Here is a 14,455-nt window from a genome sequence, read left to right on the forward strand (position 1 = left end):
CTTAAGCGTTTTTATCGTAATCACGTCTAACAACAAACTTGGTTTTAACGGGCAGTTTCTGTGCCGCAAGGCGCAAGGCCTCTTTGGCGATATCGAAACTTACACCTTCCACTTCGAAGAGGATGCGGCCGGGAGTAACGGGTGCCACCCATCCTGCGGGATCTCCCTTACCCTTACCCATACGCACATCGGCGGGCTTACGGGTGATAGGTTTGTCGGGGAAAATGCGAATCCAAACCTGGCCTTCACGTTGCATATATCTGTTCACGGCCACACGTGCTGCTTCAATTTGGCGGCTGTCTATCCATTTAGCCTCGAGGGTCTTAATGCCGAACGAGCCGAATGCCAATTGTGTGCCACGGCTGGCGTTGCCTTTATTGCCGCGACCGTCTTGTGGTCTTCTATATCTTACTCTTTTGGGCTGTAACATAATAACTTCTTACTTTTAGCGGTTATTGTTTCTCTTACGATTACCGCGGCCCGAACGGCCACCAGCGTTATTAGAACGGCCACCACTCTGTTTGTCCTGAGTAAAGTTTGGCGTGAGATCACGTTCACCGTAAACTTCGCCACGGCAAATCCATACCTTTATACCCAGAAGTCCAACCTTGGTCAGCGCCTCTGCTTGGCAGTAATCGATGTCTGCACGGAAAGTATGGAGAGGCGTGCGGCCTTCCTTGTACATTTCCTTACGGGCCATTTCGGCACCGTTGAGACGTCCTGTGATTTGAACTTTGATACCCTCGGCACCAGCGCGCATCGTGTTTTGAACAGCCATCTTGATAGCACGGCGGTAAGCAATCTTACCCTCTACCTGGCGAGCGATGTTGTTCGCAACGATTGTGGCGTCTAGATCAGGCCTCTTCACCTCGAAGATATTGATCTGGATATCCTTCTTATAGAGTTTCTTAAGCTCTTCTTTGAGCCTGTCAACGTCTTGTCCACCTTTACCAATGACGATACCGGGGCGGGCAGTGCAAATGGTGATGGTAACCAACTTCAACGTACGTTCAATGACGATACGCGAAACGTTAGCTTTTGCCAAACGCTCGTTCAGATACTTACGTATCTTCATATCCTCAACGATGTTTTCGCCAAAGTTCTTTCCACCAAACCAATTTGAATCCCAACCACGGATAATACCTAGACGGTTGCTTATCGGATTAACTTTCTGTCCCATTATCTATTTATTTTTCGTCGTTAGTTTTGGCGTCAACAAACAAAGTAACGTGGTTCGAACGCTTGCGGATGCGATATCCGCGACCCTGCGGAGCAGGTCTCATGCGCTTCATCGTCACGCCCTCGTCAACAAACACCTTGCTTATGTAAAGTTCTCCTTCGTCAGCCTTGCGGTCGTTTTTCGTCTCCCAGTTGGCTACGGCCGAACGCAACAGTTTCTCTACGTCGGCAGCTGCCTGCTTCTTGGAAAACCTGAGTACACCCAAAGCACGGTTCACTTCCATGCCGCGTATCATGTCTACAACGTAGCGCATCTTACGTGGGGAAGAAGGAACGCCCTTGAGCTTGGCAAAATACAAATTTTTACGGGCCTCTTTAATCTTTTCGGCCGCTATATGTTTTCTTGCTCCCATTATTATTCCTATAATTTAAATGGTTGTCCCTTTACTTCCTGTTACCAGAGTGGCCGCCAAAACGACGCGTGGGTGAAAACTCGCCCAGCTTATGGCCCACCATGTTCTCGGTAATGTAGACAGGGATGAATTTGTTTCCGTTATGAACTGCCACCGTGTGACCCACGAAATCGGGGGAAATCATCGATGCCCTAGCCCATGTCTTAACGACACTCTTCTTGCCACTTTCGTTCATGGCGAGAATTTTTTTCTCGAGTGATACGTTGATATATGGTCCTTTTTTTAATGAACGACTCATAATTTACTCTTTAATTATTTTTTAGCTCTTTCAATGATATACTTGTTAGACTGCTTCTTGGGTGCGCGTGTCTTCAGACCCTTAGCATACAAGCCCTTGCGTGAACGTGGGTGTCCACCGCTCTGACGGCCTTCGCCACCACCCATGGGGTGATCTACAGGGTTCATAACAACACCACGGTTGTGTGGACGACGTCCCAACCAGCGCGAACGGCCTGCCTTACCAGACTGTTCCAAAGCGTGGTCAGAGTTGCCTACACTACCCACGGTAGCCTTACAAGCGGAGAGAACCTTGCGGGTCTCGCCTGAAGGAAGCTTAATAACACAATAACTGCCCTCACGAGAAGTCAGCTGAGCAAAATTACCGGCCGAACGAACCAACAGGGCGCCTTGTCCGGGGCGCAATTCAATGTTGTGAATTACGGTACCAACGGGGATGTTGGCCAAGGGGATAGCGTTTCCAATCTCAGGAGCCGCCTCCGCACCCGACAACAGCGTGGTACCCACTTGTAGTCCATTGGGAGCAATAATGTAACGCTTTTCGCCGTCAGCATAATACAACAAGGCGATACGAGCCGAACGGTTCGGATCGTATTCGATTGTCTTCACTACGGCGGGAACACCATCTTTCTCTCGCTTAAAGTCGATTACACGATACTTCTTCTTATGGCCGCCGCCCATATAGCGAACGGTCATCTTACCGGTGTTGTTTCGACCACCAGTTGAGCGTTTTCCGTAAACGAGAGACTTCTCTGGCACGGATGCAGTAATCTCCTCGAACGTGCCAATAATCTTGTGTCTTTGTCCCGGGGTTACCGGTTTAAACTTACGTACTGCCATTTCTTATTTAAATATTGCTGTAAAAATCAATTTCGTCGCCAGCCTTCAAGGTGACGATAGCCTTCTTGTAAGCGCTCTTCTGTCCTCTCACGAGTCCTGCACGCGTATAACGGCTCGAACGCTTACCTGCATAACGCATGGTGTTTACGTCCAACACCGTAACCTTATACAAGTTTTCAATTTCGCTCTTAATTTGCAGCTTGTTGGCTTCGGGGCGAACGATGAAACCATAGCGCGGCGTAGCCGCCTTGGTCCTTACCTCTCCCTTTACCTTATAGCTTTTCTCACGAGAAGACTTTTCTGTAATTGCCGTCATCTTCTCAGTGACGATAGGTTTTATAATAAATCCCATTTCTTCTGTCTCCTTTTACTTGTTTAAGATTCCGTCGATGGCTTCCAACGATTTCTCCGTAATTACGAGCACGTCAGCGTTCAACACCTTATAGGCATTGAGGGCGCTAGCTGTCATAACTTCGGAACGTTGCAAATTACGAGCCGACAAATATACATTTTTATTCACATTTGGCAAAAGAAGTAAAGACTTACGACCTTCTAATTGAAGATTATTAACCATATTTACATATTCTTTTGTCTTCGGAGCTGCCATTTCGAAGTCTTCTACCACGATAATGGCATTTTCCTTTGCCTTGTAGCTCAGGGCCGACTTACGAGCCAGAACCTTTACTTTCTTATTAAGCTTAAAGCTGTAATCACGAGGTTTGGGGCCAAACACGCGAGCACCGCCAACAAGAACAGGCGAGTTGATATCGCCACGGCGTGCACCGCCACCGCCCTTTTGGCGGCCGAGCTTGCGGGTTGAACCGCTCATCTCGCTTCTTTCCTTCGATTTGGCTGTGCCTTGGCGTTGGTTAGCGAGATACTGCTTCACGTCGAGATAAAGAACGTGGTCGTTGGGCTCGATGCCGAAAATCGCGTCGTTGAGCACAACTTTTCTTCCGGTCTCCTGACCGTTGATATTCAATACGCTAACTTCCATTATTTCTTAATTAAAAGGGTTGAACCATTGCATCCAGCAACACTACCTTTCACGAGGATAAGGTTATGTTCAGGAATTACCTTTAACACTTTCAGGTTCTGAGTCGTTACTCTGTCACCTCCCATTTGGCCGCCCATTCGCATGCCCTTGAACACCTTTGCAGGGTAAGAACAAGCACCGATTGAACCCGGCTTACGGGCGCGGTCGTCCTGTCCGTGTGTGGTTTGTCCCACACCACCGAAGCCATGACGCTTAACAACTCCTTGGAAACCCTTACCTTTCGAGGTTCCTACTACGTCTACAAACTCGGCTCCTTCGAAAAGGTCCACCGTGATGGTGTCACCCAAGTTGTATTCCGTATCAAACTTGAACTCGGCCAAGTGCTTCTTCGGTGTTGTACCCGCCTTGTCAAAGATACCGGCCATCGCTTTGGTGGTGCGGTTCTTCTTTGCTTCGCCGTAAGCCAACTGAACAGCATTGTAGCCGTCGGTCTCTACGGTCTTAACCTGGGTAACAACACAAGGACCAGCTTCGATAACAGTGCACGGTACATTCTTACCGTCGGCACTGAAAACGGATGTCATTCCGATTTTTCTTCCAATTAATCCTGGCATTTCAATAATATATTAATAAAATAAATAGTTTAAATGTTTATAAGCTGTAAGGTTGATTTGAGCTAGTTAGACTGCGTCTTCGCCATTAAGGCCAATTGTCTGCTCGTCTACATGGCTCTCACAAGTCAATCTTCTACACCTTGATTTCTACTTCAACACCACTGGGCAACTCGAGCTTCATCAGTGCGTCTACGGTCTTAGCCGTTGAGCTATAGATGTCGATAAGGCGCTTGAAGTCTTGCAGCTGAAATTGTTCACGGCTCTTCTTGTTAACGAAAGTGCTTCGGTTAACGGTGAAGATGCGCTTGTGCGTTGGCAAGGGGATAGGACCGCTTACGATTGCACCTGTGGCCTTAACAGCCTTTACGATTTTCTCTGCTGACTTGTCCACCAACTTGTGGTCGTAACTTTTCAGCTTAATTCTAATTTTCTGACTCATGTCGATTAAGTTGTTTTTTAAATGATTATTATGTAGAGGAACGAAGTACGCCGATTAAGAGTCATTCGCTAACCAACGCTCCGTTCCTCTGTTCTTTACGATGTTGTTACACCAAGTCGGTGCGTCCCTTCACTTCTTCAAGCACAGCCTTAGCAATCGAGCTAGACAGCGGTGCGTGGTGATCGTACTCCATCGAGCTCGTTGCACGACCCGATGTAATGGTACGCAGGGCGGTAACATAGCCGAACATCTCTGCCAAAGGCACTTGTGCCTTCACGATGCGAGCACCACTACGAGCCTCATCCATGCCTTCAACTTGGCCACGGCGCTTGTTCAAGTCACCGATAACGTCACCCATGTTCTCTTCGGGAGTAACCACCTCTACCTTCATGATAGGCTCCATCAGCACAGGACCTGCCTTGGGGCAAGCATTGCGATAAGCGTTGATAGCTGCCAATTCGAACGAAAGTTGGTCTGAGTCTACGGGGTGGAACGAACCGTCGGTCAAAGTTACCTTCAAGTTCTCCATCGGATAGCCACCAAGCACACCATTCTTCATAGCGTTCTCGAAGCCCTTTTGTACCGAGGGGATGAATTCCTTGGGTACGTTTCCGCCCTTCACCTCGTTGATGAATTGGAAGTTGCCCTCCTTGTAGTCTTCATCCTTAGGACCAACGGTAACGATAATGTCGGCAAACTTACCACGACCACCACTCTGCTTCTTGTAAACTTCGCGAAGCGTAACGTCCTTGGTGATGGCTTCCTTATAGTTAACCTGAGGCTTACCTTGGTTACATTCTACCTTAAATTCACGCTTCAAGCGGTCGATGATGATATCCAAGTGCAACTCACCCATACCCGAGATAATGGTCTGACCACTTTGCTCGTCGGTACGAACGGTAAACGTTGGGTCTTCTTCGGCCAACTTAGCCAATCCGTTGTCAAGCTTGGCAATGTCTGCCTGGCTCTTAGGCTCAACGGCGATAGAGATAACCGTATCGGGGAAGGTCATCGATTCCAGCACGATGGGTGCATTCTCGTCGCAAAGCGTATCGCCCGTGCGAATGTCTTTGAAACCTACACCTGCACCAATATCACCAGCGTCGATGCTTTCCATTGGGATTTCCTTGTTAGAGTTCATCTGGAACAAGCGGCTGATACGTTCCTTCTTACCCGAACGGGCATTGAATACATACGAGCCTGCCTGAACTTTACCCGAGTAAACGCGGAAGAACACCAAGCGGCCCATGAAGGGGTCGGTAGCAATCTTAAACGCCAATGCTGATGTAGGAGCATCCTCCGAAGGTTTACGCTCTTCTTCTTGGTCGGTGTTGGGGTTAACACCTACGATAGCTACTGTATCTAGTGGTGAGGGCAAGAATGCGCAAACATAGTCCAAAAGAGGTTGCACACCCTTATTCTTATATGAAGAACCCAACACCATAGGCGTAAGTTCCATCGCGATGGTAGCCTTACGGATAGCAGCGATAAGTTCTTCTTCAGAAGGTTCAACACCTTCAAGATACTTCTCCATCAGTGCATCGTCGTAGTTAGCAGCATTCTCAACCATCTTGTCGTGCCATTCCTTAGCCTCGTCAAGCAGGTCGGCGGGAATTTCTTCTACGCTGTATTCAGCACCCATCGTTTCATCGTGCCACAAAATGGCCTTCATCTTGATGAGGTCTATAACACCTTTGAAGTTCTCCTCAGCACCGATAGGTATCTGTACGGGGCAGGGGTTTGCGCCCAAAATGTCCTTCATCTGCTGAACCGTCTCGAAGAAGTCAGCTCCCGAGCGGTCCATCTTGTTCACGTATCCAATACGTGGAACGTTGTACTTATCAGCCTGGCGCCATACGGTTTCCGATTGAGGTTGAACACCGTCGGCAGCCGAATAGGTAGCCACAGCACCGTCAAGAACACGCAGCGAGCGTTCTACCTCGGCGGTAAAGTCAACGTGTCCCGGAGTGTCGATAAGGTTAATCTTAAACGACTTCTTATCATAGTTCCAGTTACAAGTCGTAGCGGCAGAAGTAATGGTTATACCACGCTCCTGTTCTTGTGCCATCCAGTCCATGGTGGCTGCACCATCGTGCACCTCACCAATTTTGTGGGTTTTACCCGTATAGAAAAGGATACGTTCAGAAGTTGTGGTCTTACCGGCATCAATGTGAGCCATGATACCGATGTTACGAGTCAAATGTAAATCGCGATTTGCCATTGTCTTTTGTATACCTATTTATATATTAGAATCTGAAATGTGCGAATGCGCGGTTTGCCTCAGCCATGCGGTGCATGTCTTCCTTACGTTTGTAAGCGCCGCCTTGGTTGTTAAAGGCGTCCATAATCTCAGCTGCCAGCTTGTCGGCCATGGTCTTACCACCACGCTTGCGGGCATACGAAATCATGTTCTTCATCGAGATGCTCTCCTTGCGCTCAGCACGTATTTCGGTAGGAACTTGGAACGTCGCACCACCAATACGGCGGCTCTTCACCTCCACTTGCGGAGTGATGTTGTCCAAGGCCGTCTTCCAGATTTCGAGGGGCGATTTCTCTTCCTTCTCCATCTTTGCCTTTACGGTATCAAGGGCATTGTAGAAAATTTCGTACGATGCATTCTTCTTGCCGTCGTACATCAAGTGATTAACGAACTTGGAGACCTTTTGGTCGTTGAACACGGGATCGGGAAGGATCACGCGCTTCTTTGGTTTTGCTTTTCTCATTTTGTTTTGAAAAAAATAATTCTGCATGGGGTTGTCATCGTTCTTCAACTTCCGCACCCGGATGTTTACTCAACCTTTTAAACAATTCACCAGCAAAACGGTTTATACTTTCTTGGTGCGTTTCGCGTCAGCACCGCGACGTTTCTGTTCACTTGTCTTTTTTAAATAAGTTTTTAAGTCTGCAAACCCCGGCAATCACCTCTCGCCTAGCCCCGAAGTCCTTGCTACCGCAAGCCTTACTGGCGTATGAGTTCACGAACTTAAAAACTTATCGTAGCGCGCATTATTATTTCTTTGCGGCTTTAGGACGTTTTGCGCCATATTTCGAACGACGCTGCGTGCGGTTTGCTACACCAGCGGTATCAAGCGTACCGCGAACGATGTGATAACGAACACCAGGAAGGTCTTTAACACGACCACCACGAACAAGCACGATGCTGTGCTCTTGCAGGTTGTGGCCTTCTCCAGGGATGTAAGAGTTAACCTCCTTTTGGTTTGTCAGACGCACACGGGCAACCTTACGCATTGCCGAGTTAGGCTTCTTAGGGGTTGTGGTGTAAACACGAACACAAACGCCACGGCGTTGTGGACAAGAGTCCAACGCAGGCGACTTGCTCTTGTCCACAAGCACCTTTCTGCCTTTTCTTACTAGCTGTGAAATAGTAGGCATAATTTTACTTTTTTAATTTTATATGTTATTTTCGTTATTATCAAGCGAATACAGAAACGGCACAATATGCCTTTTCGGGGTGCAAAGTTACTAACAATAATTCTAACCACCTAATATAGGCCCCTTTCATTTTCATTCACAACATGATAATTTACTTTATTTAAACATTATTAACAGTCAAAGCGGACATATCACACAGCGAAGGGTCCACAAACATGAGATAAGCATTACCCCATTCGCATCTTTTCACCCCGTTTATGTCAACTGTCCAACAACAGATAGCATAGCATATATTAACCACAAATGAAGCCATCGCAAGCTGTTTTATTATCACAAAAGGCGCTAACTCTAAACACCTTATATAATATGTCAATAACCGGTAACAACTAACCAGTTGCCGAAAGCCAAAATATTACGAAAGTTCAGGATAAAACACTAACGCTATGTGAACTAACGCGCAACACTAGTTGGTGAGATAACCACTCGTTTTTTATCTAATCTAGCTCAAAAAAGCATCGTGCCTTACCCCGAACTCACTTTACGTTTGATACTAGCTTGGCACTAACTAGGCAGTTCATTCCACAGCCTATCACCACTATCAACTCACCCTTCCTACCTCCAAACGCCATCTTTCATTCTCCACCTGATAAGCCTTTGTAGTGAGCTTTTTCAGCTCTCGCTTTGGTACAGCTAAGATGGAACCCTATTCCAGATAAGTTGGAACAGGGTTCCAGTTCAACTGGAACAGCATTCCAGATGATATGGAACACCCGTCCAAAATACATTTAACACGGCGATTAATCTAATTATGCATCATCAGGGCTTAGAAGGCGCATTCTCGGAACTATGAAAAGGCAAGCGACAGAATGGTTAACTGGCGAGTTCGAGATAAGACACCATGCCCCTTGAACAAGTCTGGGCAGGTGAAGAAATGGCTATCTCACCAACTAGCGTTACGCGACAGTTGGCATAACGAACTTCTATAATCCCGAACTCGCGTATTCATTATAATATGAAACAAGCGAGAAAATGGTCTGAAAGCCGAGGAGCGATGCTGGCTTGAGATAACAAAAAGGGGACATGCCTGTATTGGCACATCCCCTTTGGTGTTATGCAATAGCTTCAAATGAAACCTTAGGTCTCATTATTCGGCCATCTTCGGCAAAGTGATAGGAAAAAGCGGACTATCCACATGTTCCTTATAAATAATGTCAACCATCTTCTTCACCACGTCGGGATGCGAAGCCGCAACATCATTATCCTCGTGTAAGTCGGTTGCGAGGTTATAAAGATGCGGAACACCTTTAATAACAATGAGCTTCCAATCGCCCATGCGTACGGCTATTTGATTGGTTTCGGCAAACTCCCAATAGAGATGCGGATGGTGTTGCTGTGCCTTATCGTTGCCCAAAAGCGTGGGAGCGATCGAAATGCCATCAAAATAATCGGTAGTTAAACGTTTGTTTCGATAGCGCTGAACATAGTTCTTCACACCAGCCAAACCGCAAAAAGTAGGCATAAGATCGTAGAAGGAAAAGGGCAAATCGCTCACTTTGCCGGCCTCAACGCGTCCTTTCCATCGTGCAATGAAAGGAATTCTGATACCTCCTTCGTAACATTGGCGCTTAATGCCACGTAGCTTTCCGTCGCGATTAAAGAAGGAAGGGTCGGCACCACCTTCCTCGTGCGGCCCGTTGTCGCTGGTGAAAATCACAAGCGTATTATCGTCGAGCCCCTTCAACTTTAAAACCTTCAATATCTCACCGACATACAAGTCGAGCCTTGTTATCATGGCAGCGAACTGCGCATGCGTGTGTACAGCTGCGTTATAGCGCGACGCTTCTTGTCCTCCCCACGTCTTATCAACAAAGAATTTCTTCTTATAGAAAGCCACAAGCGAGTCGTTTGGCTGTGCCAACTCTGCATGAGGGAGCGTATAAGTGAATACGCCAAAGAAGGGTTTATCGGCCGATTGCGTTTCAAGCCATTGCAAAGCACGACGGTGAATAAGGTCGGCCGAGTAAGACGGGCGTTTAAAATAGTCGTCGCCAAACATCGGATGCGCGATGTTGTCTTCCAAAACCACGCGCTGCACGCCCTTATCTCCTCGCGCCCTGCTATACGAATTGAGGAAGTTGGGATAGTAAAGGTGGGCTTGGAACTGGCAGATATAACCAAAGAACTCGTCTACGCCTCGCTTATCGGGTGTTGAAGCCGAGCCTTCGTAACCGCCAGCCCACTTACCAAACATGCCCGTTTGATAGCCATTGGCCTTCATAATCTCGGGAAGGATTATGTGATTGGCATCGTAGGGATGCTGCCCCACGATGCTGAAATCCTTGTTTTGACCATAAAACACGGGGTCGCTCGAGCCCCAATACTCCTTATTACCCCGCACTTCGGTGTGTCCCGTATGCTGACCAGTCATGAAGCATGCCCTCGACGGTGCGCTAACGGGTGCCCCCGCATAAGCCTGCGTAAAGCGAATGCCCTCTGCGGCCATGCGATCGATGTTGGGCGTTAGGATTTGCTGTTGGCCATAGCAGCCCAAATCCCCATATCCCATATCGTCACACATGATGTAAATGATGTTGGGTTTGGTGTTCTTTGCTGCCAAAGCAGGGGTTAGGGCCAACCATGCAGTCTGCGTAAGCAGGATAGTTGATGTCTTTTTCATCGTTTTTAATTGCCTAAGCCAAAAGTTTATTGTAACCTGGGTTTTGTGTTAGTTGCTAGTTCAGTCGTTGTTTAACAGGTGTAAAGATATGTATTTTCCCGAAATCGAGGCACATTCTTAACGATTATTAATCGTTCTTATTACTAACACTTGTATTCGTTTACCGAGGTGGGAGGGATGAAGAATGGCAAACATCACTTAACTTGTTGAAATCTCAAAGTAATTTCAAGCTTCGACAAGGTAGAATTATGCTGTATGACAAAAGCCAGAACAGATGCAGCACTTCGGCTAAAAAACAAAATAAATACGCTTTATGGTTGGCTAAGGAAGTACAACAAGCGCTACACCTATAGCGAAGAAATGCACAGCTATACTGAACTGGACGGCCTCTGGTCCTGGACATGGCGTGACAAGCCATGCCCACATCAGAGGTCCTACAACAGGGCAAAGCATAGAAATCACCATAAAGAGCAAGTATCCAGAACATCCTCTACCCCATGCAATGAACGGCGCCTGTATCAATGCGACAAAGAAATAAATGAAATAAAACAGTTCCATGGTTATATGTTGATTTTCTTTGATGACCTATATAAAAAACATTACATGCTGTCTAAGCTATGCGATGAGAGTTCTAAGGATCTCTCCACCCATCCGATAAACTACAGTTATATGGCTATACAAAAAGGTGAGAATATAATAGCGGTCGAGATCGGTTGTGAAATCAGCACCATAAGCAAATTCTTGACAACACAATACCACGATATACTTTAATTATCTCGCATTACTCATCCCAGCATAACAAATGCATTCTTAGTCGCTTCCTCGGTTAGGATGTTTTCTTTTTGCTGATTAATTTTTTCAGCTAGCTGTTTAATCAAGTCTTTTAAGTCCATGGTTATTAAAATTAGTTTCAAACATTGTTACTGTAGTTTTTCGTGTTAATCAATCAATGATTTGGTTAGGGCAAAGGTAGTTGATATATTAATAAAAGCCAAACATTTTATACATGTTTTACACCATGTAATAAATATCTAGCTGGGAAGAGTAAATTGAGATCAGGTTATAGTCAAAACGGTTCATTGTTTCACCAATACTTACGCGGAAGTTGGTGAGATTAGCCATTCGTTTTTTATCCAATCCCTCTCAAAAAGCATTGTATATTATCCCGCATTCACGAAATACTTACCCCCATTAATTTACCCTTTGCACTATGCTTTATCATCATCCGCCACCTTATCGCTAAGATGTAAGCCTGTTACATGTCACATGGAACATTGTTCCAGATAAGATGTAACCCTGTTCCAGATTATCTGGAATGGCATTACATGATAGAGGGAACAACACTGGTGCTTATTGTAGGCATCTTTATCGCTTATCATTCTACTCGCATCAGGCTAGAGATGGCATCACTGGAAATGAACGATGCGGGTGGGGTTTTTAGCTCCTCGCACCGCGCCATTATCTACCTAAAACGAAAAAAATTACAAAACGTATGGCGATACGGAAAAAATAAGTAACTTTGCTGAAAAAGATGGCGAAGTCTAACATTACCACCTATGCGTTTCTGGATTTTATCTGAACTGCGTTTTGCTTACTCCTCGAAAGTGAACAATCTACCAAGCAATCGCAAGAACTTGTGCAACAAACCCAAACAAACAAATGACAAGCAGGCCTGAGCATTGCCACGACGAGAAAAGACGATGTGAAAGAAGTAACATAAAACCAGAAACACGTAGCAAGCCAACTAATAAGGGTAAACTTGTTTAGTAGCGGTGAATAATGAAGACGTGCCATACAATACAACAATCTCTACTTAGCTGTCGTTCAAAATATGGTGGAAAGTGACATTTTCTTCCGTTTAAAGGATGGAGACATTGCCGCCTTCGAAAGCCTGTACAAAACATACTATGCTGTTTTATGCAAGCTCGCAAAGACAATCACTCACAGTCATGAGCTGGCCGAAGAGATTGTCGACGACCTCTTTTTTTATCTTTGGGACAACCACGACGAACTGCAAGTAGAGTCATTACACGCTTACCTTTTCCGTTCGATAAGAAACAACAGCGAGAAAGCATGCCGTTCGCAGGCCTTCCGCAAGGGCAGGGTTACAGACAGCATAGATAACACCCTGCTCTGCATACACGAATACCTCTCCGACCACGAACACCCGTTGGGCTGGCTACTTGAAGAAGAAATGAAAAACACTGCCAAGAAAGCCGTAGACGAGTTGCCGACAGAATGCCGACAGGTGTTCGAACTAAGTCGGTATGAGGGTAAGAAGTATTCGGAGATTGCCCTAGAGCTGGGCATTTCTGTCAATACGGTTAAGTATCACATCAAAAACGCCATCAAAATTTTATCGTCAAGGATATCCGTAGATGTGCTTGGCGTGCTGGTTTTCTTGGCTGGCGCGTGCTAGAAATTGGCCACTGTTATAGGCCAAACCTAAAAAATTATTACTGCCCACTTTCATTTTCTTGCGTTTTCCACTACCCTATGGCCACCCCAAAAAGCTCTATCATTATAAAGGGAACCGAGTATGAAAACAGAAAACGAGCATATTGACAACCTGACACGCCACTTTGTGCAAGGCGACATCACTGCCGAGGGACTTTGCGAACTGAACAATTTCGTTCACCAAAGCGAGGAAAACAGGCAGTATGTACGTAACTTGCGCGAGCTGCTTTTCGACCGAGCCGCAACAAAAGCCCACGAGGAGTTCGACGTTGAACAGGCCCTACATCGTTTTATTACCCATGTACACAAGGGCGCAGCAGGCGAAAAGCAGACGAGGCGCAAGCCAATAAGGCTGCTTATAAAGATTGCGGTGGCTTTTCTCCTTATTCTTCTGCCCGTGGCGGGCTATTTCTTGGGCATGCAAAAGGTAAATCAGCAGTTTGCCATGATAGAAACATCGGCCCCAGGCGGTTCACAACTCACCATCGTTCTGCCCGACGGCAGCAAAGTAAAACTCAATTCTGGTTCTACCATCAGGTACTCACAAGGCTTCGGTATCTCTGATCGAAAAATCTATCTACGTGGAGAAGGCTTCTTCACCGTAAAGCACAACGAGCAGCTACCATTATCTATTGTTACCAAAGACGTTATTCTGCACGATCTCGGAACTGCCTTTAAGGTGAGCAATTATAAGGAAGACCAGCACGTTATGGTTAGCCTTTACGAGGGCGAACTAAGCGTAGACAACCTTATTTCGCAACAAAAGGGCCTATCGATGAAGCCAGGCGAGCGCATCGTCGTTAACAAGACAACGGGCCACCTTTCAAGAGAAAGCCTCAAAGAAACCATGGAAGAGGGGGCAAGCATGAACACCCTATACTTCGACAACCTAACGCTTGAAGACATTGCACCCGTACTTTCGAGAAATTTTGGCGTGCAGATAGACGTTGCACAAGAAGTGCGCAACAGGCGTTTCTACCTCATATTTAATAAGCGAACAAGCAACATCGAACAAATACTACAAACAATGACCCAAACGGGACACGTAAAATGCAGTATGGCAAACGGGCGTTACCGGCTTTACTAGCATCGTCTCGCAATCACATCACCTAATGTATATCATCACTAAACAATTTATAACTAATTCAA

Annotated in this window: 16 protein-coding genes and 1 pseudogene; 3 read left to right on the forward strand and 14 right to left on the reverse strand. The window is 46.3% G+C overall.

Going from position 1 to position 14,455, the window contains the following annotated elements; translation table 11 throughout:
- Window position 1: 1 nt before the first annotated feature.
- The 14 genes and pseudogenes from rplP to F453_RS0110020 all read right to left on the reverse strand — a co-directional run bounded on the left by rplP (window position 2) and on the right by F453_RS0110020 (window position 10,849).
- On the reverse strand, window positions 2-430 hold the full coding sequence (gene rplP / locus F453_RS0109960) for a 50S ribosomal protein L16 (protein WP_009231168.1): 429 nt from the start codon (window positions 428-430) through the stop codon (window positions 2-4).
- A 15-nt stretch (window positions 431-445) separates the two neighbouring features.
- Window positions 446-1,180 (reverse strand): 30S ribosomal protein S3, encoded by a 735-nt coding sequence (rpsC, locus tag F453_RS0109965; RefSeq protein WP_009237629.1) that lies wholly within the window; start codon window positions 1,178-1,180, stop codon window positions 446-448.
- A 7-nt stretch (window positions 1,181-1,187) separates the two neighbouring features.
- The gene (gene rplV, locus F453_RS0109970) at window positions 1,188-1,592 is read right to left on the reverse strand and encodes a 50S ribosomal protein L22 (protein ID WP_009237628.1); all 405 of its coding nucleotides are present in this window, start codon (window positions 1,590-1,592) and stop codon (window positions 1,188-1,190) included.
- Between the two features lie 31 nt (window positions 1,593-1,623).
- Window positions 1,624-1,890, reverse strand: coding sequence for a 30S ribosomal protein S19 (gene rpsS / locus F453_RS0109975; protein WP_009161014.1), 267 nt, complete (start codon window positions 1,888-1,890; stop codon window positions 1,624-1,626).
- Window positions 1,891-1,904: 14 nt separating this feature from the next.
- The gene (rplB, locus tag F453_RS0109980; RefSeq protein ID WP_009237627.1) at window positions 1,905-2,729 is read right to left on the reverse strand and encodes a 50S ribosomal protein L2; all 825 of its coding nucleotides are present in this window, start codon (window positions 2,727-2,729) and stop codon (window positions 1,905-1,907) included.
- A gap of 7 nt (window positions 2,730-2,736) precedes the next feature.
- Window positions 2,737-3,081, reverse strand: a complete 345-nt coding sequence (gene rplW, locus F453_RS0109985; RefSeq protein ID WP_025790009.1) for a 50S ribosomal protein L23 — start codon at window positions 3,079-3,081, stop codon at window positions 2,737-2,739.
- Between the two features lie 15 nt (window positions 3,082-3,096).
- The gene (gene rplD, locus F453_RS0109990; protein ID WP_018967884.1) at window positions 3,097-3,726 is read right to left on the reverse strand and encodes a 50S ribosomal protein L4; all 630 of its coding nucleotides are present in this window, start codon (window positions 3,724-3,726) and stop codon (window positions 3,097-3,099) included.
- Window positions 3,726-4,340 carry a 50S ribosomal protein L3 gene (gene rplC, locus F453_RS0109995; protein WP_009237624.1) on the reverse strand — a complete coding sequence of 205 codons (615 nt, stop codon included), beginning with the start codon at window positions 4,338-4,340 and terminating at the stop codon, window positions 3,726-3,728. Before rplC ends, rplD begins: the two co-directional genes overlap by 1 nt.
- Before the next feature lie 133 nt (window positions 4,341-4,473).
- Window positions 4,474-4,779: a 30S ribosomal protein S10 gene (gene rpsJ, locus F453_RS0110000; protein ID WP_009237623.1), complete on the reverse strand. Its 306-nt coding sequence runs from the start codon at window positions 4,777-4,779 to the stop codon at window positions 4,474-4,476.
- Window positions 4,780-4,885: 106 nt separating this feature from the next.
- A complete protein-coding gene (gene fusA, locus F453_RS0110005) occupies window positions 4,886-7,000 on the reverse strand; it encodes an elongation factor G (protein ID WP_009237622.1) in 2,115 nt (704 codons plus the stop codon).
- A gap of 25 nt (window positions 7,001-7,025) precedes the next feature.
- On the reverse strand, window positions 7,026-7,502 hold the full coding sequence (rpsG, locus tag F453_RS0110010) for a 30S ribosomal protein S7 (RefSeq protein WP_025790008.1): 477 nt from the start codon (window positions 7,500-7,502) through the stop codon (window positions 7,026-7,028).
- 286 nt (window positions 7,503-7,788) lie between these two features.
- Complete coding sequence (gene rpsL / locus F453_RS0110015; RefSeq protein WP_009231178.1) at window positions 7,789-8,172, reverse strand: 30S ribosomal protein S12; 384 nt, start codon at window positions 8,170-8,172, stop codon at window positions 7,789-7,791.
- 598 nt (window positions 8,173-8,770) lie between these two features.
- A pseudogene (locus F453_RS16265) lies at window positions 8,771-8,974 on the reverse strand (hypothetical protein).
- 342 nt (window positions 8,975-9,316) lie between these two features.
- Window positions 9,317-10,849 (reverse strand): arylsulfatase, encoded by a 1,533-nt coding sequence (locus tag F453_RS0110020; RefSeq protein WP_018967888.1) that lies wholly within the window; start codon window positions 10,847-10,849, stop codon window positions 9,317-9,319.
- A 255-nt stretch (window positions 10,850-11,104) separates the two neighbouring features.
- Between F453_RS0110020 and F453_RS0110025 the strand changes: the two genes are divergently transcribed.
- The 3 genes from F453_RS0110025 to F453_RS0110050 all read left to right on the forward strand — a co-directional run bounded on the left by F453_RS0110025 (window position 11,105) and on the right by F453_RS0110050 (window position 14,393).
- Window positions 11,105-11,620, forward strand: a complete 516-nt coding sequence (locus F453_RS0110025; protein WP_018967889.1) for a hypothetical protein — start codon at window positions 11,105-11,107, stop codon at window positions 11,618-11,620.
- 1,060 nt (window positions 11,621-12,680) lie between these two features.
- A complete protein-coding gene (locus F453_RS0110045) occupies window positions 12,681-13,268 on the forward strand; it encodes an RNA polymerase sigma-70 factor (RefSeq protein WP_018967893.1) in 588 nt (195 codons plus the stop codon).
- A 120-nt stretch (window positions 13,269-13,388) separates the two neighbouring features.
- Window positions 13,389-14,393, forward strand: coding sequence for a FecR family protein (locus F453_RS0110050; RefSeq protein ID WP_018967894.1), 1,005 nt, complete (start codon window positions 13,389-13,391; stop codon window positions 14,391-14,393).
- The last annotated feature ends 62 nt before the right edge of the window (window positions 14,394-14,455 follow it).

This window comes from Hoylesella loescheii DSM 19665 = JCM 12249 = ATCC 15930, from assembly GCF_000378085.1.
GTDB lineage: Bacteria > Bacteroidota > Bacteroidia > Bacteroidales > Bacteroidaceae > Prevotella > Prevotella loescheii.